The 25,481-nt window shown below is 66.5% G+C and carries 20 protein-coding genes and 3 tRNA genes; 7 read left to right on the top strand and 16 right to left on the bottom strand.

The window, feature by feature from the left end; genetic code table 11:
* Positions 1–137: 137 nt before the first annotated feature.
* A complete protein-coding gene (locus tag DFR39_RS05210; protein ID WP_133602497.1) occupies positions 138–1,151 on the bottom strand; it encodes an RluA family pseudouridine synthase in 1,014 nt (337 codons plus the stop codon).
* Positions 1,152–1,203: 52 nt separating this feature from the next.
* Between DFR39_RS05210 and DFR39_RS05205 the strand changes: the two genes are divergently transcribed.
* On the top strand, positions 1,204–2,016 hold the full coding sequence (locus DFR39_RS05205) for an outer membrane protein assembly factor BamD (RefSeq protein WP_133602496.1): 813 nt from the start codon (positions 1,204–1,206) through the stop codon (positions 2,014–2,016).
* 79 nt (positions 2,017–2,095) lie between these two features.
* On the opposite strand, the gene yoaA is transcribed toward DFR39_RS05205, so the two are convergent.
* Positions 2,096–4,135: a DNA repair helicase YoaA gene (yoaA, locus tag DFR39_RS05200; protein WP_133602495.1), complete on the bottom strand. Its 2,040-nt coding sequence runs from the start codon at positions 4,133–4,135 to the stop codon at positions 2,096–2,098.
* Positions 4,135–4,338 carry a YdcH family protein gene (locus tag DFR39_RS05195; RefSeq protein WP_133602494.1) on the bottom strand — a complete coding sequence of 68 codons (204 nt, stop codon included), beginning with the start codon at positions 4,336–4,338 and terminating at the stop codon, positions 4,135–4,137. The genes yoaA and DFR39_RS05195 overlap by 1 nt, the downstream gene beginning before the upstream one ends.
* Positions 4,339–4,416: 78 nt before the next feature.
* On the opposite strand from DFR39_RS05195, the gene DFR39_RS05190 reads away from it, so the two are divergent.
* Positions 4,417–5,187: a PP2C family protein-serine/threonine phosphatase gene (locus DFR39_RS05190; protein WP_133602493.1), complete on the top strand. Its 771-nt coding sequence runs from the start codon at positions 4,417–4,419 to the stop codon at positions 5,185–5,187.
* On the opposite strand, the gene DFR39_RS05185 is transcribed toward DFR39_RS05190, so the two are convergent.
* The 5 genes from DFR39_RS05185 to DFR39_RS05165 all read right to left on the bottom strand — a co-directional run bounded on the left by DFR39_RS05185 (position 5,188) and on the right by DFR39_RS05165 (position 12,838).
* Positions 5,188–5,844, bottom strand: a complete 657-nt coding sequence (locus tag DFR39_RS05185) for a hypothetical protein (protein ID WP_133602492.1) — start codon at positions 5,842–5,844, stop codon at positions 5,188–5,190.
* 56 nt (positions 5,845–5,900) lie between these two features.
* Entirely contained in the window at positions 5,901–7,001 is a 1,101-nt protein-coding gene (gene zapE, locus DFR39_RS05180) for a cell division protein ZapE (RefSeq protein ID WP_133602491.1), read from the bottom strand.
* Positions 7,002–7,069: 68 nt separating this feature from the next.
* The gene (gene lpdA / locus DFR39_RS05175; protein ID WP_133602490.1) at positions 7,070–8,491 is read right to left on the bottom strand and encodes a dihydrolipoyl dehydrogenase; all 1,422 of its coding nucleotides are present in this window, start codon (positions 8,489–8,491) and stop codon (positions 7,070–7,072) included.
* A 159-nt stretch (positions 8,492–8,650) separates the two neighbouring features.
* Entirely contained in the window at positions 8,651–9,910 is a 1,260-nt protein-coding gene (odhB, locus tag DFR39_RS05170; protein WP_133602489.1) for a 2-oxoglutarate dehydrogenase complex dihydrolipoyllysine-residue succinyltransferase, read from the bottom strand.
* Positions 9,911–9,982: 72 nt separating this feature from the next.
* Positions 9,983–12,838, bottom strand: coding sequence for a 2-oxoglutarate dehydrogenase E1 component (locus DFR39_RS05165; protein WP_133602488.1), 2,856 nt, complete (start codon positions 12,836–12,838; stop codon positions 9,983–9,985).
* 464 nt (positions 12,839–13,302) lie between these two features.
* Between DFR39_RS05165 and DFR39_RS05160 the strand changes: the two genes are divergently transcribed.
* From DFR39_RS05160 to DFR39_RS05145, 4 genes are all read left to right on the top strand, one after another.
* Positions 13,303–14,145, top strand: a complete 843-nt coding sequence (locus DFR39_RS05160) for an isopenicillin N synthase family dioxygenase (protein WP_133602487.1) — start codon at positions 13,303–13,305, stop codon at positions 14,143–14,145.
* A gap of 83 nt (positions 14,146–14,228) precedes the next feature.
* Complete coding sequence (locus DFR39_RS05155; protein WP_133602486.1) at positions 14,229–14,567, top strand: hypothetical protein; 339 nt, start codon at positions 14,229–14,231, stop codon at positions 14,565–14,567.
* A 109-nt stretch (positions 14,568–14,676) separates the two neighbouring features.
* Positions 14,677–16,257 carry an ABC transporter substrate-binding protein gene (locus DFR39_RS05150; RefSeq protein ID WP_133602485.1) on the top strand — a complete coding sequence of 527 codons (1,581 nt, stop codon included), beginning with the start codon at positions 14,677–14,679 and terminating at the stop codon, positions 16,255–16,257.
* Between the two features lie 137 nt (positions 16,258–16,394).
* Entirely contained in the window at positions 16,395–17,975 is a 1,581-nt protein-coding gene (locus DFR39_RS05145) for an ABC transporter substrate-binding protein (protein ID WP_133602484.1), read from the top strand.
* A 93-nt stretch (positions 17,976–18,068) separates the two neighbouring features.
* Here the strand turns inward: DFR39_RS05145 and DFR39_RS05140 are convergent, their stop codons facing one another.
* From DFR39_RS05140 to DFR39_RS05125, 4 genes are all read right to left on the bottom strand, one after another.
* Positions 18,069–19,022, bottom strand: coding sequence for an NAD(P)H-dependent flavin oxidoreductase (locus DFR39_RS05140; RefSeq protein WP_133602483.1), 954 nt, complete (start codon positions 19,020–19,022; stop codon positions 18,069–18,071).
* A 36-nt stretch (positions 19,023–19,058) separates the two neighbouring features.
* The gene (locus DFR39_RS05135; protein ID WP_133602482.1) at positions 19,059–20,852 is read right to left on the bottom strand and encodes an acyl-CoA dehydrogenase; all 1,794 of its coding nucleotides are present in this window, start codon (positions 20,850–20,852) and stop codon (positions 19,059–19,061) included.
* Between the two features lie 74 nt (positions 20,853–20,926).
* Complete coding sequence (locus tag DFR39_RS05130) at positions 20,927–21,859, bottom strand: electron transfer flavoprotein subunit alpha/FixB family protein (RefSeq protein WP_133602481.1); 933 nt, start codon at positions 21,857–21,859, stop codon at positions 20,927–20,929.
* A 132-nt stretch (positions 21,860–21,991) separates the two neighbouring features.
* Entirely contained in the window at positions 21,992–22,741 is a 750-nt protein-coding gene (locus DFR39_RS05125) for an electron transfer flavoprotein subunit beta/FixA family protein (RefSeq protein WP_133602480.1), read from the bottom strand.
* 172 nt (positions 22,742–22,913) lie between these two features.
* Here DFR39_RS05125 and murI point away from each other — a divergent pair, with 172 nt between their 5' ends.
* Positions 22,914–23,753, top strand: a complete 840-nt coding sequence (gene murI / locus DFR39_RS05120) for a glutamate racemase (protein WP_133602479.1) — start codon at positions 22,914–22,916, stop codon at positions 23,751–23,753.
* Positions 23,754–23,774: 21 nt separating this feature from the next.
* Here the strand turns inward: murI and DFR39_RS05115 are convergent, their stop codons facing one another.
* The 4 genes from DFR39_RS05115 to DFR39_RS05100 form a co-directional block, all read right to left on the bottom strand.
* Positions 23,775–25,013, bottom strand: a complete 1,239-nt coding sequence (locus tag DFR39_RS05115; RefSeq protein WP_133602963.1) for an MFS transporter — start codon at positions 25,011–25,013, stop codon at positions 23,775–23,777.
* A gap of 102 nt (positions 25,014–25,115) precedes the next feature.
* A tRNA-Leu gene (locus DFR39_RS05110) sits at positions 25,116–25,204 on the bottom strand.
* 79 nt (positions 25,205–25,283) lie between these two features.
* A tRNA-Gly gene (locus DFR39_RS05105) sits at positions 25,284–25,359 on the bottom strand.
* Between the two features lie 46 nt (positions 25,360–25,405).
* Positions 25,406–25,481 (bottom strand) — tRNA-Gly (locus DFR39_RS05100).

Below are 25,481 nucleotides of genomic sequence, written 5' to 3'. Positions count from 1 at the left end.
ATACTGGGCGGGCCGCCGCGCGCCCTCACGGACTGCGGCGGGCCGGCGTGGCCCCGGGGGCTGGCGGTTCGGATCCGAGGGGAGGAAGCCATTCGCCCCGGTCTCTGATCAGGCCAGCTGCGCCGATTGTAGCGCCCTCAGCCACAGCGCTCCTCAAGCACCGGCGGCGGCAGGCCCGCAGCGACCCAGGCATCGGACAAATCCTGTGGCGGGCGCGCATCAAAGCGCAAGTCCGCCCCCGTGATGGGATGGCGCAGGCTCAGGCGCGCGGCGTGCAAGGCCTGGCGCTGCAAACCCAGGGCAGACGCTCCTCCATAAAGCCCGTCAGCCACGAGCGGATGGCCGCGACTGGCCAGATGCACACGAATCTGGTGGGTGCGGCCGCTGTGCAAGACGCAGTGCAAGGCGCTGTAGCGCCGGCCTTGCACATCAACCCGGCCCAGGCAGTAGACATCGGTGCGCGCCGGCTTGCCGCCGGCCAGCACCGCCATCTTGACTCGCGAGACCGGATCGCGGCGCAGCGGCGCGTCGATGAAGAGCTCGTCGGCCACATGCCCCTGGGCCAGGGCCAGATACTCGCGATGCACCTCGCGCGCCGCAATCATGCGGCTCAGCGCGGTCACGGCCTCCAGCGTCTTGCCCACCACCATCAGGCCCGAGGTGTCCTTGTCCAGCCGGTGCACGATGCCGGCGCGCGGCAGGGCCGCCGCGCCGGCGTGGTGAGCCAGCAGGCCGTTCATCAGGGTGCCGGACCAGTTGCCGGCCGCGGGGTGCACCACCATGCCGGCCGCCTTGTCGAGCACCAGCAGGTGGGCGTCCTCAAACACGATCTGCAAGGGCAGCGCCTCGGCACGAAAGGCCTGGCTCTCGGCCGTGGGCTGCAGCTGCACCCGCAGCAGTTGACCCGCCTGCAAGCGCTGCGAGGCGCTGCGCGCCGGCTGGCCATTGACCCAGACGCAGCCGCGCTCAATCAAGCCCTGCAGATGATTGCGCGAGAACTCCGGCGCCAAGCCGACAAGCCAGCGATCAAGGCGCTGACCATGGCCCTCGGCAGGCACGGCGGCACTGCGCTCCTCGATCGTCTCCTCCGCCGACTCGAACTCGGGTTCGTCCGCGCCCTCGCCCAGAGGGGCAGGCAAGGCCTCAACCATATAATCAGACTCCACCTTTGTTGATTGTCGGCATCCGCAGCCGGCCTGGACCATGACTGAACACCGCTCGCGGTTGCGCGGCCTTGTAGTAACCGGCTTCTCGGCCGGCATTCTGGCCCTACTGGCGGCCTGCTCCTCGACACCCGAGGACCAGAATTCCCAGGCCGCCCTGGACAAATTGTATGCAGACGCCAAGGCTGACATCGAGGCCGGCAGCTACGACCGGGCCATCAAGACCCTGGAGCGCATCGAGGGCCGCGCCGCCGGCACGCTGATGGGCCAGCAGGCGGCACTGGACATGGCCTGGGCCCAGTACCGCAGCGGTGAACGCACCGCGGCCGTCACCACCCTGGACCGCTTCATCAAGCTCAACCCCACCAGCGCCGCCATGGACTACGCCCTCTATCTGAAGGGCCTGTCCAATTTCAACGAGGACCTGGGCCTGTTCGGCCGCCTGGCCGATCAGGACATCTCGGAGCGTGACCAGCAGGCCTCCCGCGACGCCCTGCTCTCCTTCCAGCAGCTGGTGGAGCAGTACCCCGAGTCGAAGTACAGCGGTGACGCCCGCCTGCGCATCGACTACATCACCAACACGCTGGCGGCCTACGAAGTGCATGTGGCCCGCTATTACTACAACCGCGGCGCCTACGTGGCCGCGGCCAACCGGGCCCAGCAGGCGATTCAGGAGTTTCAGCGCGCCCCGGCCGTGGAAGAGGCGCTCTATCTGATGATGCTGAGCTACGAGAAGATGGGGCTCAAGCCCCTGCGTGATGACGCCGAGCGCGTGCTCCGCAAGAACTTCCCCGACAGCGCCCATCTGGCCGGGAATGCGAGCAAGAAGCGCGCGTGGTGGCGCCTTTGGTGAGCCTTCCCTGAGCCTGGCTCCTCGATGAAACGCGTGCCTGAGGCACGCGTTTTTCATTGGGTCCAGCGATCAGCAGGGCTCAAAACGGCGGATCACCCTCAGCCCAATCGTCCCCGCCCTCGCGCTCAGCCGCCAAGCGGCGCAGCCAGTCCAGGGCCTCGCCCTCGTTGGCAACCTGGGTCATGGGCGGCAGGGCCGCGCGCAGACGGCGGCCGTAGTTCATGCCCGCCATGCGGGGATCGCAAACCACCAGCAAGCCCCTGTCGGCCTCGCTGCGGATCAGGCGGCCGCCGCCCTGCTTGAGCGCGATGGCCGCCTCGGCAATGAAGAACTCGGCAAAGGCATTGCGCCCCTCGGACTCCAGCTTTTGCACGCGGGCCTCGACCAGGGGGTCGTTGGGCGGCGGAAAGGGCAGCTTGTCGATGAGCACGCACTGCAAGGCGTCGCCGGGCACATCAATGCCTTCCCAGAAGCTGGCCGAACCGACCAGCACCGAGCGCGGCTCTTCCAGAAACTGCTGCAGCAGCAGGCGCTTGGGCGCAGCCCCCTGGATCAGCACCTGGATGGGCTCGGCGTCGAGCTCGAACTCGCTGCGCAGCGCCTCCCCAATCGTCTGCAAGGCACGCAAGGTGGTGGTCAGCACAAAGGTCCGCCCACCCAGGGCACGCGCACAGCGCGCCGCCATGATGGCGACCGAGGGGCCATGGCTGGGGTCGCTGGGCTTGGGAAAGCCTCGCGGCACGTAAAGCCGCGCATGGTTGGCGTAGTCAAAAGGACTGCCCACACGCAGCACCTTGGCATCGTCCAGGCCCGCCGGCTCGGTGAACCAGCGCAGACGCTCGTCATCGCCCAGGGTGGCGGAGGTGAAGATCCAGGCCTTGGGTGGGCCGTTGAGCTGCTCCTGCATGGCCTTGCGGATGTCCAGCGGCGACTCCACCAAGCGCGCCTGGTGCGTGCCCAGATCGATCCAACGCACCGCTCCGGGCTCGGCCGATGAGGCGAAGTGCGCCGCCAGATCGCGCAACTGGCCCGCACGCTCATGCAGGCGCACAAAGTCCGGCGCCGTGGGCGCGACCGTGGCCAGCGCCGCCTCCGCCAGCCGCACAGCGCCCGCCACCTGATCCAAGGCCGCCGAGAATCCCGGCTGCTCCGCCCGCTCCTGCCAGCGCAGCTTGATCAGGCCGCGCAACTCCTTCATGCCACCGGCGCAGGCCAGACGCAGCTCGCGGGCGGCTCGCTCCACCGCCGCCGCCACAGCCTGCCAATCCTGCAAGCCGCGCGCCTGGGCCAGGCCCTGGGCCAGCAGGTCGCGGGAGAAGTCGATCAGCTGGCCCGTGCCCAGCATGGTGCCCAGAAACTGCAGGCCGGCCTCGGGCAGCTGATGGGCCTCATCGAACACGGCCAGATCAACCGTGGGCAGCAATTCCGCCACACCACTGTCTCGCAAGCTCAGATCGGCAAAGAAGAGGTGGTGATTGACCACCACCACATCCGCCTCCAGGGCTTCGCGCCTGGCCTTGACCACATGACAGGCCCGATAGTCGGGACACTCCGTACCCAGGCAGTTGTCACGGGTGGAACTGATCAGGGGAATCAGGGGCGAACGCTCGTCCAGCCCATCCATCTCGGACAGGTCGCCGCTCACCGTGGCCTGCGCCCACTGCTCCACCCGGGCCAGCAGAAAGACCGAACGGCGATCGGGCAGCTCCGCGCTGTGGCGCGCGTACTTCATGCGATGCAGGCACAGATAGCTGCCTCGCCCCTTGAGCAGGGCGCTGCGCAGCGGCATCTGCAAGGCATTGATCAGGCGCGGCAGGTCGCGCAGAAACAGCTGGTCTTGCAGGCTCTTGGTCGCGGTACTGATCAGGGCCCGCCCCCCCGAGAGCAAGGCGGGCACCAGATAGGCAAAGGTCTTGCCCACGCCGGTGCCGGCCTCCACCACCAAGGTCTCGCGTTCGGCAATGGCACGCGCCACGGCCCGACTCATATTCAGCTGAGGCTCGCGCGGCGCATAGTGCGCGTCGGCACGCGACAGCGGCCCGCCCACCTCGAAGGCCGCCAGCACCCATTGCTCCAGCTCAGCGGGCAAGGGCTGGCCCGGATCCCCCTCGCTCGCCATCAGGCGGGTTCAGCCGGGTCGGTGGCCTGCTCCAGGCGCACGATCAGGTCGCGCAGCACCAGACGCCGCTTCTTGAGCCGCAGCAAGGCCAGCTCATCGATGGGCTGCTGAAGCACCAGGCGGTCGATCATCACGTCCAGATCGGCATGCTCGATGCGCAACTCGATCAAGCGACGCGACAGGGAGTGAAGTTGTTCGTCCATGCAGCTCATTTACGGGCTCGCAACACGCGGGCGCCGGCATTTGCCGATTATAGTTTTGCGGGCAACCAAGAGCCCAGCATGAGCCGCAACAGCACGCCCGGTTTTCGAGTCAACGCCGCCACCGGTACCCACCGCGGCGATCGCCTATACCAACAGGACCAGGTCGAGATCATCGGTCACCCGCGCCAGGCTGGCTGCCTGCTGGCCGTGGTGGCCGATGGCATGGGCGGCAAGAGCGGGGGACGCAAGGCCGCCGATCAGGTGGTGCTGACGGCTCGGCAGCTCTTCGAGCGCTTCACGCCCGGCGAGGAGGAGCCCGCGACCTTCCTCCATCAAGTGGCGACCGAAGCCCATCTGATGATCAAGCTCACCGCCATCACGACCGAGGAAGAACCGCACAGCACCCTGGCGGCCTTTCTGGTGATGCCGGACCGGCAGTGCTACTGGGTCCACACGGGCGACTCGCGCATCTACCACTTCCGCGGCCCCAGCCTGGTCAAGCGCACCATGGATCATTCCTTTGTGCAGCGCTTGGTGGATGAAGGCCAGATCACCGAGGCCGAGGCGGCGGTGCATCCGCAGTCGAATCTGCTGACCGGCTGCCTGGGCACGGTGCAGGAGCCGACGCCCACGGTCACACAGATCGAGCGTCTGGAGGTAGGCGACAGCCTGATCGCCTGCAGCGATGGCCTGTGGCACTACTTCAGCCCGCGCGAGCTGGGCACGGTGCTTCACAGCTTGGCACCGCGCGAGGCCGCGGAACTCCTGATCGACAAGGCACGCCAACGCGCCCATGGCGGTGGCGACAATCTCTCGCTCGCTGTGGTGCGTCTGGACGCACTGGCCTGATCAACGGCGCGGCGTCGGCAACGCCTCGATGTCGGAGGCCGTAGGCAGAGGCAGGGGGGCGGCAGCAGCCTTGCCCTGCGCCTCACGCTCCTTGTCACGGCGGGCCAAGGCCTCCCGGTGCGCCTGGGCATCGCGCTGGCGCTGAAGGGCTCGCTCGCGCTGCCGCTGCGCCTGCTGCTCACCCTGTGCGATATCACGCTGCACCTGACGCGCATGGGCCGCAGGGTCGGGGCGGTTTGCCGACGGGCGGGAGGCCGCGGCCGCGGGCGCAGCCGCCGAGGCCGCGGTGGCAAGTGGCGAGGGCTGAAGCAACTGGCGCTGGCGCTGGCGCACCTCATCGGCCGCCGCCGCGGCATCCTTCTCCTGTGCGCGCCGGCGCTGCGCCTCGGCCCGCTCCATCCGGTCCCGCGCGTCGAGAGCCTGCTCCCTGGCCGTCAGCGGCGCCAGGGCGTCGCTGCGATCACGCCGTGCGGCCTGCTGACAGGCGGTGACCGCGAATCGTGACAGGCAGGCCTGCATAGCCGCTTGATAGCGGGCCTCCACCCGCGCACGCTCGGCGGCCAGACCTGCGCGGTCCAGGCCCTCGGCCTCCTGAGCCCACAACGGCAGCGCGGCAAGCAGCAGGCTCAGCATGGACAGCGTCGGCTTCGCGGGCATGAAACGGTTTCCCTAGCAGTGAAGTGAGGACAAGCGCGTTGTTGCAGCCGCCGGACTCAGGTCAGTGCGGTATCCACGTCGCGACGCTCCAGCGCGAGGTATTCCTCGCTCTGCATCTCGCGCAGACGCGACACGGTGCGCGGGAACTCATGCGCCAGCGGGCCTTCGGTGTAGAGCTGCTCCGGCTCAACGGCGGCCGAGATGATGAGCTTGACCCGGCGATCGTAGAGCACATCCACCAGCCAGGTGAAGCGCCGGGCCTCGCTGGCCAGGCGCACGGGCATCTCGGGCACATTGGACAGGATCAGGGTGTGGAACTGGCTAGCCAGCTCCAGATAGTCGTTCTGCGAGCGAGGTCCGCCGCACAGGGTCTGGAAGTCGAACCAGACCACCCCGCCGGCGCGACGGCGCGCACGCAGCTCCCGGTGCTCGATATGCAGCAGGGGACTCTCGTCACGGGCCTCGGCCAGGGATTCAAAGGCCTCGCTCAGCGCCGCGTCGGCGCGCTCGTCCAGCGGGCAGTGGTAGAGCGCCACATGGGACAGGGTGCGGCGCCGGTAGTCGGTGCCGTTGTCCACATTCATGACTTCCATCTTGTCCTTGAGCAGCGCGATGGCCGGCAGGATGCGGTCACGATGCAGGCCGTTGGGATAGAGCCCGTCGGGATGGAAGTTGGAGGTGGTGACGATGGACACGCGGTGCTTGAACATGGACTCAAGCAGGCGGTGCAGGATCATCGCGTCGGTCACGTCCGCCACATGGAATTCGTCAAAGCAGATCAGGCGAAAACGCTTGGCGATGCGGCGGCCCAGCTCCTCCAGTGGATCGGCGATGCCCTTGAGCTCCTGCAGCTCGCGGTGCACTTCACGCATGAACTCGTGGAAGTGCAGGCGGGTCTTGCGCGTCAGCGGCACGGCCTGGAAAAAGCAGTCCATCAGAAAGCTCTTGCCCCGCCCCACCCCGCCAAACATATAGACGCCGCGCGGCAGCGGCGGGTGGCGCAAGAGCTTGGTCACCGCATTGGAGCGGCGGGCCTTGTAGTCGGCCCATTCATCCTGGCAGCGCTGCAGGGCCGCCACGGCCCGCAGCTGCGCCGGGTCGGCCGTGTAGCCGCGTTCGGCCAGGGTTTGTCGATAGAGCTCGGTAACGGAGACCATAGATGCTTCTCAAGACAAAGGGGCGACCTTGGCCGCCCCTTCTACATGCTGCTGTGCGCTACGGCTGATCAGAAGTTCAGCGTGCGCTTGTCCACGGCCAGGGCCGCTTCCTTGGTGGCTTCCGACAGCGAGGGGTGGGCGTGGCAGATGCGCGCGATGTCCTCGGCCGAGGCCTTGAACTCCATGGCCACCACGGCTTCCGAGATCAGCTCGGAGGCGAAGGGGCCGATGATGTGCACGCCCAGGATCTCGTCGGTCTTGGCGTCGGCCAGGAACTTGACGAAGCCGGTGGTGTCACCCAGGGCACGGGCACGGCCGTTGGCCAGGAAGGGGAACTGGCCGGCTTTGTAGGCCACGCCCTCTGCCTTGAGCTGCTGTTCGGTCTTGCCGACCCAGGCGATCTCGGGGCTGGTGTAGATGACCCAGGGGATGGTGTTGAAGTTCACATGACCGTGCTGGCCGGCAATGCGCTCGGCCACGGCCACGCCTTCTTCCTCGGCCTTGTGGGCCAGCATGGGGCCGCGCACCACATCGCCCACCGCCCAGACATTGGGCAGATTGGTCTTGCACTCCTCGTCCACCACGATGGCGCCGCGCTCGTCCAGCGTCAGGCCCACGGCCTCGGGGTTCAGGCCGATGGTGTTGGGCACGCGACCGATGGAAACGATCAGCTTGTCCACCACCAGGGTCTGCTCGGCGCCCTTGGCGTCGGTGTAGGTGATGGTCACATCGCTCTTGCCCTTGGTGACTTTGGAGATCTTGACGCTGAGCTGGATGTCCAGGCCCTGCTTCTTGAAGATCTTGGCGGCTTCCTTGGCCACGCCCTCATCGGCCGCGCCCAGGAAGGCGGGCATGGCTTCGAGGATGGTGACTTCCGAGCCCAGGCGACGCCAGACCGAGCCCATTTCCAGACCGATCACGCCGGAACCGATCACGCCCAGCTTCTTGGGCACGGCCGGGATGCGCAGCGCGCCGTCGTTGGAGAGGATCAGCTCCTCGTCGAACTCCGCGCCGGGCAGTTGGCGGGCATTGGAGCCGGTGGCCAGGATCACGTGCTTGGCGGTGACGGTCTCGTCGCCGGCCTTGAGCTCATAGACGCCGTCCTTGGCGCCGACAAAGCTGCCACGGCCGTGGAAGAAAGTGACCTTGTTCTTCTTGAACAGGTAGAGGATGCCGTCGTTGTTCTGCTTCACCACCTGGTCCTTGCGGCCGACCATCTTGGCGATGTCGATCTTCAGGTTGTCCAGGCTGATGCCGTGGTCGGCAAAGTGGTGGCCGGCGTGCTCGAAGTGCTCGCTGGACTGCAGCAGGGCCTTGGAGGGAATGCAGCCGACATTGGTGCAGGTGCCGCCGGGAGCGGGGCCGCCCTTCTCGTTCTTCCACTCGTCGACGCAGGCAACGTTATAGCCCAGCTGGGCCGCGCGGATGGCCGCGATATAGCCGCCGGGGCCGCCGCCGATCACGACGACGTCAAAGTTCTTGGTACTCATGAATATTCCTTCTTGCGCGTGCCCCAACGATGCGGGGCGTAGCGAGCGGGATGCAGGGCTAGGCGCGGGTGTCGGGGAGCCGAAACGTGGCAGCGCTACGTGAGGGTTCCCCGATCGGGCCCCGCAACGACGCCATGCGCCCGCGCAGTAGCCCTAGTCTCAGATGTCGAACAGCAGGCGGGCCGGATCTTCCAGCGCTTCCTTCATGGTCACCAAGCCCAGCACGGCTTCGCGACCGTCGATGATGCGGTGGTCATAGGACATGGCCAGATAGTTGATCGGGCGCACAACGACCTGGCCGTTCTCGACCACGGCGCGGTCCTTGGTGGCGTGAACGCCCAGGATGGCCGACTGCGGCGGGTTGATGATGGGGGTCGACAGCATGGAGCCGAAGGTGCCGCCATTGGAGATGGAGAAGGTGCCGCCGGTCAGCTCTTCGATAGAGAGCTTGCCTTCCTTGGCCTTGGCGCCGAACTGGGCGATGGTCTTCTCGATGTCGGCGAAGCTCAGCTGGTCGGCATTGCGGATGATGGGCACCACCAGACCGCGCGGCGAGCCGACGGCGATGCCGATGTCGAAGTAGCCGTGGTAGACGATGTCATTGCCGTCCACCGAGGCGTTCAGCACCGGGTACTTCTTCAGGGCGGCCACGGCGGCCTTGACGAAGAAGCTCATGAAGCCCAGCTTGACGCCGTGTTCCTTCTCGAACTTCTCCTGAAACTTCTTGCGCATCTCCATCACCGGGGCCATGTTCACCTCGTTGAAGGTGGTCAGGATGGCGTTGGTGGACTGGGACTGCAGCAGACGCTCGGCCACGCGGGCGCGCAGACGGGTCATGGGCACGCGCTGCTCGGGGCGCTCGCCCAGGCTCTGCGTGACGGGCGCGGCCACGGCCGGCAGGGGCTTGGCCACGGCCGGGGCAGCCGGCACGGCAATGGGGGCAGCAGCCACGGCGGGCTTGGCGGCGGCGGCCAGGGCGTCGCCCTTGGTCACGCGGCCGTCCTTGCCGGAGCCGGCGACGTCGGTGGCGGACAGGCCCTTCTCGGCCAGGATCTTGGCGGCGGCCGGCATGGCCACATCACCCTTGTTGCCACCGGCGGCGGGGGCCGCTGCCACAGCGGCCGGGGCCGGGGCAGCGGGCACGGCGGTCACTTGCAGGGGGCTGACCTGGGCCGAGGCGTCGGTGTCGATCTTGGCGATGAGTTCCTCGCTGACCACGGTCTCGCCGTCACCCTTGAGGATCTGGGCCATCACGCCAGCGGCCGGAGCCGGCACTTCGAGCACCACCTTGTCGGTCTCGATCTCGATCAGGGTCTCGTCGATGGCGACGGCCTCACCGGGCTTCTTCTTCCAGGTGATCAGGGTGCCTTCGGACACCGACTCGGAAAACTGGGGAACCTTGACTTCTACGATTGCCATGATGTGAATTCTTTCTGTTCTTTGCGCGCAAGCCCCGGGCCTGCTCCAGGCGGCTCGGGGCGCTGAGTTCGCTTACTTGGTCAGGATGAAACCCTTGAGCTTGGCGAAGGCCTGCTCCAGCAGGGCCTTCTGCTGCTCCTGGTGCAGGTGGGCATAGCCGCAGGCGGGGCTGGCGCTGGCGGCACGGCCGGCATAGCCCAGCTTCTGACCGTCGAGCATGTTCTCGTGCACATAGTGCTGCACGAAGAACCAGGCGCCCTGGTTTTGCGGCTCATCCTGGCACCAGACGATGTCGGTCGCGTTCGGGTACTTCTTCAGCTCCGTCGCGAAGGCCTTGTGCGGGAAGGGGTAGAGCTGCTCGACGCGAATGATGGCCACATCGGAGGCCTTCTTCTCGGCGCGCTTCTTGACCAGGTCGTAATACACCTTGCCCGAGCAGGCGATGACGCGCTTGACCTTGGCGGCGTCGATGGTTTCATCCTGCTCGCGAATCACGGTCTGGAACTCACCCTTGATGAACTCATTCAGGGGCGAGGTGGCTTCCTTGGCGCGCAGCAGGCTCTTGGGCGTCATGATGACCAAGGGCTTGCGGAACATGCGCAGCATCTGGCGGCGCAGCACATGGAAGATCTGCGAAGCCGTGGTGGGCTGCACGATCTGCATATTGTTGTCCGCGGCCAGCTGCATGAAACGCTCCAGGCGGGCCGAGCTGTGCTCGGGGCCCTGTCCCTCATAGCCGTGCGGCAGCATCATGACCAGACCGTTGGCGCGACCCCACTTCACTTCACCGGAAGCGATGAACTGGTCGATCACGACCTGAGCGCCGTTGACGAAGTCGCCGAACTGGGCTTCCCAGATGGTCAGCGTGTTCGGTTCGGCAGCCGCGTAGCCGTACTCGAAGCCCAACACCGCCTCTTCGGACAGGATGGAGTCGATGACGGTGAACGGAGCCTGCCCCGCAGCGACGTTCTGCAGCGGGATGTAGGTGCCCTCATCCCAGTTGGTGCGGTTCTGGTCATGCACGACCGCATGGCGGTGGGTGAAGGTACCGCGGCCGCTGTCTTCGCCGGACAGGCGCACCGGATAGCCCGAGGCGACCAGCGAGGCAAAGGCCATGGACTCGCCCATGCCCCAGTCCACATTGATCTCACCACGGCCCATGGCGGCGCGGTCGGCATAAAGCTTCTGCACCAGGTTGTGGGCCGTGAAATCCTGGGGCAGCGTCGTCAGCTTCTCGGCCAGACGCTTCCATTCGGTGGCGGGAATGGCGGTGTCGCAGCTGTCCGTCCACTTCTTGCCCAGGAAGGGCGACCAGTCGGTGGCGAACTTGCTCTTGAAGTTGGTCAGCACCGGGTCCACGGTGTGGCGGCCCTCGTCCATCGCGGCGCGATAGGCCTTGACCATGGCGTCCGGGCCGTCGGCCGGCAGCACGCCCTGGGCCACCAGCTTGTCGGCGTACACCTTGCGGGTGCCGGGGTGCTGGCCGATCTTCTTGTACATCAGGGGCTGGGTCAGGGACGGCGTGTCCTGCTCGTTGTGGCCCAGCTTGCGGAAGCAGACGATGTCCAGGACGACGTCCTTCTTGAACTCAGCGCGATAGTCCATGCACAGCTGCATGGCGTAGACCACGGCCTCGGGATCGTCCCCGTTCACGTGCAGCACGGGCGCCTCGACCATCTTGACGACGTCGGAGCAGTACCAGGTCGAGCGCAGGTCGCGCGGGTCGCTGGTGGTGAAGCCGATCTGGTTGTTGATGACGATGTGGATGGTGCCGCCCGTGCGATAGCCACGGGTCTGGGCCATGGCCAGCGTCTCTTGCACGACGCCCTGGCCGCCAAAGGCCGCGTCACCGTGCACCAGCACGGGCAGCACCTGGGCGCCGGCGGTGTCACCGCGGCGGTCCTGACGGGCGCGCACGCTGCCCTCCACCACCGGGTTGACGATTTCCAGGTGCGAGGGGTTGAAGGCCAGCGACAGATGCACCGGGCCGCCAGGCGTGGAGACGTCGGAGCTGAAGCCCTGGTGGTACTTCACATCACCGGCGGGCAGATCCTCGGCGGCCTTGTGCTCGAACTCGGCGAACAGGTCCTTGGGCATCTTGCCCAGGGTGTTGACCAGCACGTTCAGACGGCCGCGGTGGGCCATGCCGATGACGATCTCTTGCACGCCGCGCTCACCGGCACGCTTGATCATCTCGTCCATCGCGGCGATGAAGCTTTCGCCACCTTCCAGCGAGAAACGCTTCTGGCCGACGTACTTGGTGTGCAGATAGCGCTCCAGGCCCTCGGCGGCCGTCAGGCGCTCCAGGATGGCCGTCTTCTTCTCGGCGCTGAAGGCCGGCTTGCTGCGGCTCTTCTCCAGGCGTTCCTGCCACCAGCGCTTCTCGGCCGGGTCGGAACCGTGCATGTACTCGGCGCCGATGGAGCCGCAGTAGGTCTCGCGCAGCGCCTGAACGATCTGGCGCAGCGTCATGGTCTCGCCGCCGAAGTAGCTGTTCACGGCGCTGAACGAGATGTCCATATCGGACTCGGTCAGGTCGTAGAAGGCGGGATCGAGTTCGGGAATCTTGGGGCGCTCGGCGCGCTTGAGGGGGTCCAGCTCCGCCCAGCGATTGCCCAGGAAGCGGTAGGCCGCGATCAGCGACTGCACATGGACCTGCTTGCGGGCCACGGCAAGATCGGCACTGGAAGCCTTGTTGGCAAAGGCATTGGCCTTGGCGCGCTGCGCGAAGGACTCGATCACCGGCGCATGGGCCACATCGCGGGCCTCGCTGCCGTCGGTGGCCGGCACATGCTGGAGTGCGTCGAAATAGGCGCGCCAGTTGTCAGGCACGGACCCCGGGTTGTCGAGGTAGGCCTCGTACATCTCTTCGACATAGGGCGCGTTGCCCCCGAACAGGTACGAATTACCCCTGTATTGCTGCATCATCTCTCGCTCACCTTCTGCCCCGGTTTCCAAGGCTGTTGGCTGGTTACAAAACCTTCCGCGACACGGCTCGACCGGTTGGCGGATTGCGACCCGCCTTGACTGTTGCCAGAAAAGGGGACGGGAAGGACCAAAAATATCTCTCGGGCCCGGACTTTAGCACTGCCGGCCGAAACGACGCCGCGCTTTGAGCTGTATCAGGGCGCGGCGTGCATATGCCACATAGGCCTCCCACACCGCAGCGCCCCCATGCACATGGCGGCCCAGCAAGCCCGTCTTGCCGCCTTCATTTTGGTGCGAATTTCGCACGAACATCGCACCCTGTCATGAAACCGCAGGAAACCCCAAGGCACCGCCTTGATCTGCAAACGTTTGCGAATTCCCGTCCCCTCCCCTAGACTGCCGCCTGCACGCGCCAGGGCCCCGCGATTGAATGGCCCGGCGTCGGGACGTTCAGGAGAGTTCCCATGCAAGTCAAAGTCGTTGACTACCGCGCCGCCGATGCGGCCGAGCAGTTCACCCGTTCCCTGCACGAAACCGGCTTCGGGGTGCTGATCAACCACCCCCTGCAGCAGGCCTTGGTTGAGAAGATCTATGCCGACTGGCTGGACTTCTTCAATGGGACGGACAAGCAGCAGTACGCCTTCTCCACCGAGACCCAGGACGGTTACTTCTCCACCGAGATCTCCGAGACCGCCAAGGGTCACACCCAGAAGGACATCAAGGAGTATTTCCATGTCTACCCCTGGGGCCGCATCCCGGCGCAGCTCAAGGCGGATGCCATGGACTACTACACCCAGGCCAATCGCCTGGCGCAGCAGCTCTTGTCCTGGGTCCAGCAACACACGCCGGCCGACATTGCCGCCGGCTACAGCGAGCCGCTGTCGCAGATGATTGATGGCAGCCGCCTGACCCTGCTGCGTGTGCTGCGCTACCCCCCGCTCACCGGCCAGGAGCCCGCGGGCTCGCTGCGCGCGGCAGCGCACGGCGACATCAATCTGCTGACCATCCTGCCGGCCGCCAACGAGCCGGGCCTGCAGGTGCTGTCCAAGGACGGTCAGTGGCTGGATGTGCCCAGCGACTTCGGCATGCTGATCATCAATATCGGCGACATGCTGCAGGAAGCTTCGCGCGGCTACTACCCCTCGACCCAGCACCGCGTGGTCAACCCCACGGGCGAGGGCGCCAAGCGCAGCCGCGTGTCCCTGCCCCTGTTCCTGCACCCGCGCGAGGACGTGGTGCTGTCGGAGCGCTACACCGCACACAGCTATCTGGAAGAGCGGCTGCGCGAGCTGGGCGTCAAGAAGTAAGCGCCCCTCCCCAGCATCAGAAGCCGGCCCAAGGGCCGGCTTTTTTGCGCCCGCACGCCGGCGTCTCGCCCTAGAGTAGGGCCATGCCCTCGCCGCGCCAGATCCGCATCGAAATCCATCCCGAGGCGCCGCCCAAGCCTGACTGGGGCGCGCCCTGCAATGGTTGCGGCATCTGCTGCCTGGCGGAGCCCTGCCCGCTGGGCATGCTGATCAGCCGGCGCCGCCGCGGCGCGTGCACGGCCCTGCGCTGGCGTGCGGGGCGCTATGTCTGCGGCATGCTCAGCGAGCCGCAGCAGGTGCTGGGCTGGCAAGGTGCCACGGGCCGCGCACTCGCCCCCCTGCTGCAAGGCCTGGCACGGCGCTGGATCTCGGCCGGATCGGGCTGCGACGCCAGCCTTGAAGCCGTGTCAATGCCAGACTGAGCGACAGGCGCACCAGCGAGCCCCGGGCAAGCCACTAGAGGCATGGGGCAGAGGCGGGACTAGGATCAATTTTCCCTACCCCTTTGCCTCTGCATGGAGTGAGCTGAAGATGATTCACAAGTTCAAACTGGCCGCACTGTCGCTGTCCCTGGGCCTGCTGGCCGCCACCGGTGCCCAGGCCGTGCCGCTGCGCTGGGCCGCCCAGAACGACATCCTGACCATGGACCCGCATTCGCAGAATCACGCGACCACGAATGCGATCCTGATGCATGCCTACGAGGGCCTGACCCGCTACAACAACAAGTACGAGGTCGAGCCGGCCCTGGCCACCAAGTGGACCTACATCAGCCCGACCCAGGTCCGGTTCGAACTGCGCAAAGGCGTGAAGTTTCACGACGGCACCCCCTTCACCGCCGACGACGTGGTCTTCTCCTTCGGGCGCATCAAGCAGCCCCAGGGCACGATGCAGATCTATGTGACCGGCATCAAGGAGATCAAGAAGATCGACGACCACACCGTCGACCTGATCCTGGAAGCGCCCAACCCCATCCTGCTGCGCAACATCATCGACTTCCGCATCATGAGCAAGGCCTGGGCGGAAAAGAACAAGACCACCAGCACGCAGGACTACAAGGCCAAGGAAGACAACTTCGCCTCGCGCAATGTGATGGGCACGGGTCCCTACAGGATCACGGGCTGGCAGCCTGACCAGAAGATCTCCATGGTCCAGAACCCCGAATGGTGGGACAAGGCCCGCGCCAGCAATATCAGCGAGGTGAGCTATCTCCCCATCAAGTCCGACCCGACCCGCGTGGCCGCCCTGCTCTCGGGCGATGTGGACCTGCTGACCGACCTGCCGACCCAGGACGTGGCCAAGCTCAAGAACGACCCCAAGCTCAAGGTGGTCGAAGGCCCCGAGGTTCGCACCATCTTCCTGGCGCTGGACCAGGGGAGCGACGAGCTCAAGGGCTCCAGCGTCAAGGGCAAGAACCCCTTCAAGGACAAGCGCGTGCGCGAGGCACTGAACATCTCGGTGGATCGAGAGGCGATCAAGCGCACCATCATGCGCGGCCTGTCCGTGCCCGCGGCCATCATGGTGGCGCCGGGCGTCAACGGCCATTCGCCCGACATCGACCAGCCCCTCAAGGTCGATGTGGACAAGGCCAAGAAGCTGATGGCCGAGGCGGGCTACCCCGATGGCTTTGAAATCCAGATGAACTGCCCCAACAACCGCTACGTCAACGACGAAGAGGTTTGCCAGGCGGTGGTGGCCATGTGGGCCAGGATTGGCATCAAGGCGCGCCTGGTCGCACAGCCCATGGCCCAGCACAGCCTGGTGTTCCAGAAGTTCGACACCTCGTTGTACATGCTGGGCTGGGGCGTCGCCACCTACGACGCGCAATATGCCCTGCAGTCCCTGGTGCGCACCAAGACCACCGGCGCGGACGGCAACTTCAACTTCTCCAAGGTCAGCGATGCGCGCATCGACCAGCTGGTCGATGCCATGAAGACCGAGACCGATATGGCCAAGCGCAATGCCATGATCCGTGAAGCCCTGGTCCGCACCCGGGACGAGCATCTGTTCGTGCCCCTGCACCACCAGATGCGCCCCTGGGCCATGCGCGTCAACGTGAGCACCGAACATCGCTCGGATGATCGCCCGGAGGCTCGTTTCACCAATATCCGTTAAGGCACGTCGGAAGGCCATGCGCGACGCTGTGCGAATGGCCTTCTGAAGCCCGGGGCTATCGCCCCGGGCAAGCCATGAGAAAACCTCCCACGGGCTCGGGCTACCATGTCCGGCTAGGCATTTCACGGAGGTAACTCATGAACCACAAGTTCAAGCGCAGCGCGCTGTCTCTCGTCCTGGGTCTGCTGACCGCAGCCGCCGTCCAGGCCGCCCCCCTGCACTGGGCCGCCCAGAACGACGTCCTGACCCTGGACCCCCACTCGCAGAACCACGGCACCACCAGCGCCATCCTGGCCCACGCCTATGAAGGCCTGACCCGCTACGGCAAGACATACCAGATTGAGCCGGCCCTGGCCACCAAGTGGACCCAGATCAGCCCCACGCAGGTGCGCTTCGAGCTGCGCCGTGGCGTCAAGTTCCATGATGGCTCGCCGTTCACGGCCGACGATGTGCTGTTCTCCTTCGCCCGCATCAAGCAGCCCCAGGGCACCATGCAGGCCTATGTGAACGGCATCAGCGAGATCAAGAAGATCGACAGCCACACGGTGGACTTCATCCTGTCGGCCCCCAACCCCATCCTGCTGCGCAACATCATCGACTTCCGCATGGTCAGCAAGAGCTGGGCGGAAAAGAACAAGTCGGTGAACCTGCCGGACGTGAAGGTCAAGGAAGAGACCTTTGCCACCCGCAACACCAATGGCACGGGCCCCTACAAGATCACTGGCTGGCAGCCCGATCAGAAGATCAGCATGGTGGCCAACAAGGACTGGTGGGATGCCGCCAATGCCAGCAATGTGGACAGCGTGACCTACTCGCCCATCAAGTCGGACGCGACCCGCGTGGCCGCCCTGCTGTCGGGTGAGGTGGATCTGCTGACCGACCTGCCTACGCAGGACGTGGCCAAGCTCAGGGCCGACCCCAAGATTGCCATCATGGAAGGCAATGAGGTTCGCACCATCTTCTTCGCCATGGATCAGGGCAGCGATGAGATCCGCGGCTCCAATATCAAGGGCAAGAACCCCTTCAAGGACAAGCGCGTGCGTGAAGCCCTGTCGGTGGCCATTGATCGCGAAGCCATCAAGCGCGCCATCATGCGCGGCCTCTCGGCACCGGCCGCCCTCATGGTGGCTCCCGGCGTCAACGGCCACACGGCCGATATCGACACCCCCGCCAAGGCCGATCCCGAAAAGGCCAAGAAGCTGCTGGCCGAAGCGGGCTACGCGGACGGCTTCGAGGTGCCGCTGAACTGCCCCAACAACCGCTACGTCAACGACGAGGAAATCTGCCAGGCCGTGGTGGCCATGTGGGCCCGTATCGGCGTGAAGGCCAAGCTCCAGACCGAGCCCATGACCACCTTCAGCCCCAAGGTCCAGGGCTTCGAGCACCAGCTCTTCCTGTTCGGCTGGGGTGTGCCCACCTATGACGCGCTCTACACCATCCAGTCCCTGGCTCGCACCAAGACCACGGGACCTGATGGCAACTGGAACTACTTCCGCATCAGCGATGCCAAGCTGGACCAGCTGACCGATGCGATCAAGGTGGAGGGCGACGTCAACAAGCGCAACGCCCTGCTGCGCGAGGCCCTGCTGCGCATCCGCGACGAGCACTTCTTCATCCCCGTCCACCACCAGGTTCGTCCCTGGGCCATGAAGAAGAATGTGTCCACGGTCCATCGCTCCGATGACCGTCCCGAGGCCCGCTTCACCAATGTGAAGTAAGGCCGCGTCGGCTCGCATCCGCGAGCCGCAGCCCAAAGCAACAAGCCGCCCCGAGGGGCGGCTTGTTCATTTTGATGCGCTGCGCGCTTTGCCTCAGCCCAGGGCCAGCCTGCGGCGTGCGGCCTGGTACTCGCGCGCCAGACGTTCCACCAGCACCCGGGCCGGCACCACCTCGCGGATGGCGCCAATGCCCTGGCCGCTGCCCCAGATGTCCTTCCAGGCCTTGGCCGAGCCGCCGCCGAAGTTCATGGTCTTCACATCACCCTCGGGCAGATTGTCCGGGTCCATGCCGGCGGCCTCGATGGAGCCGCGCAGATAGTTGCCGTGCACGCCAGTGAAGAGATTGCTGTAGACGATGTCGTCGCTATCGCTGGCCACGATCATCTGCTTGTAGGCCTCGGCGGCGCGCGCCTCCTCGGTGGCGATGAAGGCGGAGCCGATATAGGCAAAGTCCGCGCCCATGGCCTGGGCGGCCAGCACCGCGTCGCCGCTGGCGATGGAGCCCGAGAGCGCCAGGGGGCCGTCGAACCATTCGCGGATCTCCTGGATCAGCGCAAACGGGCTCTTCACACCCGCGTGGCCGCCCGCACCCGCGGCCACGGCGATCAGGCCGTCGGCGCCCTTCTCGATGGCCTTCTTGGCGAACTTGTTGTTGATGATGTCGTGCAGCACCACGCCGCCCCAGCCGTGCACGGCCGCGTTCACATCCTCGCGCGCGCCCAGCGAGGTGATGATGATGGGCACCTTGTACTTGGCACACAGGGCCATGTCGTGCTCGAGCCGGTCATTGCTCTTGTGCACGATCTGGTTGATCGCGAAGGGCGCGGCCGGCTTGTCGGGATTGGCCTTGTTATAGGCCGCCAGGGTCTCGGTGATCTCGGCCAGCCACTCGTCCAGCTGTTCGGCCGGACGGGCGTTGAGCGCGGGCATGGAGCCCACCACGCCGGCCTTGCACTGCTCGATCACCAGCTTGGGATTGCTGATGATGAACAGGGGCGAGCCGATGATGGGCAGGGGCAGGTTCTGCAGGATGGGAGGCAGGGCCACGCGGGTCTCCGTTCTCGGTATTGAAATGTGCGGGGGTCAGAAGGCGTCCAGGGCCAGGGCGGTGACGCTCTCGGCGCCCTCCACGATGGCCTCGCGCGCGGCGCCGGCACGGCTAAGGATGTGCTCGGCGTAAAAGCGTGCGGTGGCGATCTTGGCGGCCATGAAGTCCGCGTCCTCGCCCGCGGCCAGCTTGTCCTCGGCCACGATCAGGGCGCGCGCCAGCTGCCAGCCGGCCACCAGATTGCCGGCCAGCATCAGATAGGGCACCGAGCCGGCAAAGGCAGCGTTGGGGTTGCTCTTGGCCTCGCGCACGATGAAGTCCACCACCTCGAGGTAGGCCTCGCGCGCGGCGCGCAGGCGCTTGAGCACCGACTTGGCGGCGGCGCTGTCGCGCGCGGCCAGCAGGCCCTCGGTGGCCTCGATCTGGCCGGCGATGGCGCGCGCCAGCTGGCCGCCATCGCGCACGGTCTTGCGACCGACCAGGTCATTGGCCTGGATGGCGGTCGTGCCCTCATAGATGGTCAGGATCTTGGCATCGCGGTAGTACTGGGCCGCGCCGGTTTCCTCGATGAAGCCCATGCCGCCGTGGATCTGCACGCCCAGGTCCGTGACCTCCAGGCTCATCTCGGTGCTGTAGCCCTTCACCAGGGGCACCATGAACTCGTAGAAAGCCTGGTTCTGCTGGCGGGTCTCGGGGTCCGGGTGGTGGTGGGCCGCGTCATAGGCCGCGGCGGCGGTGATGGCCATGGCGCGGCTGCCCTCGGTGAGGGCGCGCATGGTCATCAGCATGCGGCGCACATCCGGGTGGTGGATGATGGGCGCGCTGGCCTTGATGGAGCCGTCCACCGGACGCGACTGCACGCGGTCGCGGGCGTATTGCGTGGCCTTCTGGTAGGCCCGGTCGGCCACCGCGATGCCCTGCACGCCCACGCCGAAGCGGGCGGCGTTCATCATGATGAACATGTACTCCAGGCCGCGGTTCTCCTCGCCGATCAGGGTGCCGATGGCGCCGCCATGGTCGCCGAACTGCAGCACGGCCGTGGGGCTGGCCTTGATGCCCATCTTGTGCTCGATGGAGACGCAGTGCACATCGTTGCGCGCGCCCGGCGTGCCGTCGGCGTTGAGCAGGAACTTGGGCACGATGAAGAGGCTGATGCCCTTGACGCCTTCCGGCGCGCCGGCCACGCGGGCCAGCACGAGGTGGACGATGTTCTCGGCCATATCGTGCTCACCCCAGGTGATGAAGATCTTGGTGCCGAAGATCTTGTAGGTCCCATCACCCTGCGGCTCGGCGCGGGTGCGCACCAGGGCCAGGTCCGAACCGGCCTGGGGCTCGGTCAGGTTCATGGTGCCGGTCCAGCTGCCGTCGATCAGCTTGGGGATGAAGGTGGCCTTCTGCTCCTCGCTGCCCGCGGTCAGCAGGGCCTCGATGGCGCCATCGGTCAGCAGCGGGCACAGGGCGAAGCTGAGGTTGGCGCTGTTGATCATCTCGCCGCAGGCCGCGCCGATGGTCTTGGGCAGGCCCTGGCCGCCGAAGTCGGCCGGGTGCTGCAGGCCCTGCCAGCCGCCTTCGGCGAACTGGCGGAAGGCCTCCTTGAAGCCGGGCGTAGCGAAGACCTGACCGTCCTTCCAGTAGGAGGGGTTGCGGTCGCCTTCCACATTCAGCGGGGCGATCACGTCCTCGTTGAGCTTGGCGCACTCCTCCAGCACGGCCTGGGCGGTCTCGGGACCGTAGTCGGCAAAGGCCGGAATCTGCTCGGCCAGGGTCTGCAGGCCGGCGAGCTCCTGCATATTGAACAGCATGTCTTTGACGGGGGCGCGGTATGTCATGGCTTGTCTCCAGATACAAAAAGGGCGCCGCGACCAGCTAGTCGGGCGCCCTGTTGAGCTCGGTCAGGCGGTGCTCAGAGGGCGTTGACCAGTTCCGGCACGGCAGTGAACAGATCGGCTTCCAGGCCGTAGTCGGCCACCGAGAAGATCGGGGCTTCCGGGTCCTTGTTGATGGCCACGATCACCTTGGAGTCCTTCATGCCGGCCAGATGCTGGATGGCACCGGAGATGCCGGCGGCGATGTAGAGCTGGGGCGCGACGATCTTGCCGGTCTGGCCCACCTGCCAGTCGTTGGGCGCGTAGCCGGCGTCCACCGCGGCGCGCGAAGCACCCAGGGCGGCGCCCAGCTTGTCGGCCAGCGGGGTCAGCACTTCATTGAACTTGTCGCTGCTGCCCAGAGCGCGGCCACCGGAGACGATGATCTTGGCGGCGGTCAGCTCGGGGCGGTCGCTCTTGGTGACCTCGCGGCCCACGAAGGCGCTCTTGCCGCTGTCGGCGGCGGCGGCCACGCTTTCCACGGCGGCGCTGCCACCGGTGGCGGCGGCGGCGTCGAAGCCGGTGCTGCGCACGGTGACGACCTTGACGGCGTCGGCGCTCTGCACGGTGGCGATGGCGTTGCCGGCGTAGATCGGGCGCTCGAAGGTGTCGGCGCTGATGACCTTGGTGATGTCGCTCACCTGGGCCACATCCAGCAGGGCGGCCACGCGCGGCGCGACGTTCTTGCCGGAGGCGGTGGCCGGGAAGAACAGATGGCTGTAGCCCGAGGCCAGGGCCAGCACCTGGGCGGCCAGGTTCTCGGCCAGGCCATCGGCCAGGCCGGCGGCGTCGGCGTGCAGCACCTTGCTCACGCCGGCGATCTGGGCGGCGGCCGCGGCGGCGGCGGCGGCGTTGTGGCCGGCCACCAGCACATGCACCTCGCCACCGGCCGCGACGGCGGCGGTGACGGTGTTCAGCGTGGCGCCCTTGATGGACGCGTTGTCGTGTTCAGCAATGACGAGAGCGGTCATTTATCAATCTCCTTGATGCCGCGGCCGGTCGCCGCGTGCAGCGTATTCATCGAGTGGAGCCCGCGGATCCGGCTTTGCCGGGCCGCCGGGCTCGCCCCCTTGAGGGGGCGCGCGCAGCGCGTAGGGGGTGGGTCAAATCACCTTGGCGTCGTTCTTCAGCTTGCTCACCAGGGTCGCCACATCGGGCACCTTGATGCCGGCGCTGCGCTTGGGCGGCTCCTCGACCTTGAGGGTCTTGATGCGCGGCGTCACGTCCACACCCAGATCGGCCGGCTTGACGGTGTCCAGCGGCTTTTTCTTGGCCTTCATGATGTTGGGCAGGGTCACGTAGCGCGGCTCGTTCAGGCGCAGGTCGGTGGTGACCACGGCCGGCAGGCTCAGGGCCACGGTTTCCAGGCCACCGTCCACCTCACGGGTGACGTTCGCCTTGCCGTCCACGATCTCGACCTTGGAGGCGAAGGTGCCTTGCGGCAGGCCGGCCAGGGCGGCCAGCATCTGGCCGGTCTGGTTGCAATCGTCGTCGATGGCCTGCTTGCCCAGGATCACCAGCTGGGGCTGTTCCTTGTCCACCAGGGCCTTGAGGATCTTGGCCACGGCCAGGGGCTGCAGCTCGGCATCGGTTTCCACCAGGATGGCACGGTCGGCGCCGATGGCCATGGCGGTGCGCAGGGTTTCCTGGCACTGGGTCACACCGCAGGACACGGCGATCACCTCGGTGACCACGCCCTTCTCCTTCAGGCGCACAGCCTCTTCGACGGCGATCTCGTCAAAGGGGTTCATCGACATCTTCACATTGGCGATGTCCACGCCGGTGCCGTCGCTCTTGACGCGCACCTTGACGTTGTAGTCGACCACGCGTTTGACAGGGACCAAAACCTTCATCGAAGTCTCCAGGAGCAATTGACGTTAACGTTAATCAGATTCTACGGGTGCCGACGACGGCCCTTGAGTCACCTGGGTGGCACAGGGGCTGAAAAATAGCACGATCGTTCTATTCTAGCCACGACCCCGGGCATCCGGCGGTGCGAAAGCTAGACTGCCGCGCTCAGAAGCGATGAACAGCACAGACCTCATCCCCCCCTCCCCCGTCGCCGGCCCGGCCTGTATCGGTGTATTCGACTCCGGCGTGGGCGGTCTCACCGTGCTGCGCGAGCTGCGGCGCCAACTGCCCGGCGTGCCCCTGTACTACCTGGCCGATGCGGCGCATGCGCCCTATGGCGAGCGCAGCCCCGACTACATCGCCGCGCGCAGCCTGCGCCTGGCCGAGCATCTGCAGGTCCAGGGGGCTCACCTGCTGGTGGTGGCCTGCAACACCGCCACGGCCCATGCGATCGCGGCGATGCGCCAGCGCTGGCCCGCGCTGCCCATCGTGGGCACCGAGCCCGGCATCAAGCCGGCGGTGGCGGCCAGCACCACGCGGCGTATCGGTGTACTGGCCACGCCCGCCACCATTGCCAGCGCGCGCTACCAGGACCTGCTGCAGCGGCACGCTGGCGAAGCCCGCGTGATCAGCCAGCCCTGCCCGGGTCTGGCAGACCTGATCGAGCGCGGCGAACTGGACAGCCCCCAACTGCGGGCCCTGGTGGACGAGCTCTGCGCCCCGCTGCGCGCGGCGGAGGTGGACACGGTGCTGATGGGCTGCACCCACTACCCCCTGATCCAGGACCGACTGCAGGCCGCGCTGGGCCCGGCGGTGCGCCTGCTCAATATCGAGACCGCGGTGGCCCAGCAGGCCGCACGACTCTGGGCCGGCCTGGGCCTGCCGGCACCTGCACAAGGCAAGGAGGGCATCCTGCGGCTGGCCAGCACCGGCGAGACCGCCGCGCTGCAGACCCTGGTGCGCGAAGCCCTGGGCTGGTCGGAGCTGAAGGTGGAGTCCCTGCCCGGGCTCTGAGCTGCGCTTCTTCCTGTCGGCTCAGTCGGCCACGCGGGCCGCCGCCGCCACGCCGCGCTGCATATCGATTCCGCGCAGGATGATCCAGCCCAGCAGGAAGAAGACGCCGGTACTCAGAATGGCCAGGCGGTGGTTGCCCGTAGTCAGCCAGGTCACCAGTCCATAGGTCAGCGGGCCAATGATGGCGGCCAGGCGGGTGGCAAAAGTCCACAGGCCGAAGAACTCCGCCAGGCGGGCCGGCGGCGCAAAACTGCCCGCCAGGGCCCGGCCGCAACTCTGGCTGGAGCCCATGCACAGGCCGGCAATCACCGCCGCCACCCAGAACAGCGTGGCCGTGCTGGCCAGATAGGCCAGCAGCACCATCAGCATCCAACCCAGCAGGGTGCAGGCCAGAGCGCGCTGGTGGCCCACCCGGTCCTCGAAATAGCCGAAGGCAAAGGCCCCCAGGGCCGAGGCAATATTCACCAGAAACACCAGGGCCATGGTCTGAGCCTGCTGGAAGCCCAGGGTCTGCTCCGCATAGACCGCGGCCAGCGCGATCACCACCGCAATGCCCGCCTGGTAGCTGGTGCCGCAGGCCAGCAGGCGCAGAAAGTCCGGATAGGCCTGGGCACGCTGCCAGCTGCGCCAGAGCTGGCGCAGACCGCCGGTTTCCTCCGAGCCGGCCGGCCGCGGCGCCTGGGCCCGTGCGCGCTCGCGCAGCAGCAAAAAGGTGGGCAGCGCCGCCAGGGCGTAGAGGACGGCCGTGATCAGCATGGTGACGGGCACGAACTCGGTAGCCGGGATGCCCTGGGCCTGGGCATGCAGCACATAGGCCAGGGACAAGCCGAGAGCCAGCATGCCACCGCAGTAACCAAAGGCCCAGCCCCAGCCGGACACGCGCCCCAGGGCCTCGCGCCGCGCCAGCTCGGGCAGGAAGGCGGCAATCAGCGATTCGCCGTAGGAGTAGAAGGTGTTGGACAGCACCACCGCGATGGCGGCCGGCCAGATCTCACCGCGGCCGGCCAGGGCCAGGCCGATGGTGGAGATCACACAGCCCGCGGTACTCACCGCCAGCAGGCGCTTCTTGGCCGCGTGGGCATCGGCATAGGCGCCCAGGGCCGGCATGCTGAGCATCACGATCAGGCTGGACAGCGCGATCAGCACGGTCCACAGCAAGGTGGCATGGGGCTGGCCTTCGGCCACCACGCCCACGAAATAGGCGTTGTAGACCGCGGTGAGCACCACCGTGGTGTAGCCCGAGTTGGCGAAGTCGTACATGGACCAGCCAAAGACCTCGCGCCTTTTGACGCCATCGTTGAGCAAGTTCTGGCTGCTGGTTCTCACGCGACCCCTCTAGGACGACCAAGCCAGCGCGAGATATGGTGCCCGGGAGGGGAATCGAACCCCTACGCCCCTTTCAGGGCCGCGGATTTTAAGTCCGCTGCGTCTACCAGTTTCACCACCCGGGCGGCGCTGAAGCGTGCGCATTATCTCTGCGCAGGGAGGCGCCCAAAGAAAAAGGGAAGTCCTAAGACTTCCCTTTGATTTTGGAGCGGGTAACGAGGCTCGAACTCGTGACCTCAACCTTGGCAAGGTTGCGCTCTACCAACTGAGCTACACCCGCATTTCGTCGACGTTTGGTGCGTCAACCCGGCGCGAACCGGTGTTTATGGAGCGGGTAACGAGGCTCGAACTCGTGACCTCAACCTTGGCAAGGTTGCGCTCTACCAACTGAGCTACACCCGC

Source organism: Roseateles asaccharophilus, assembly GCF_004362405.1.
GTDB lineage: Bacteria > Pseudomonadota > Gammaproteobacteria > Burkholderiales > Burkholderiaceae_C > Kinneretia > Kinneretia asaccharophila.
Note: the sequence above shows the minus strand (reverse complement) of the source record. Positions and strands in the feature narration are given on the sequence as shown.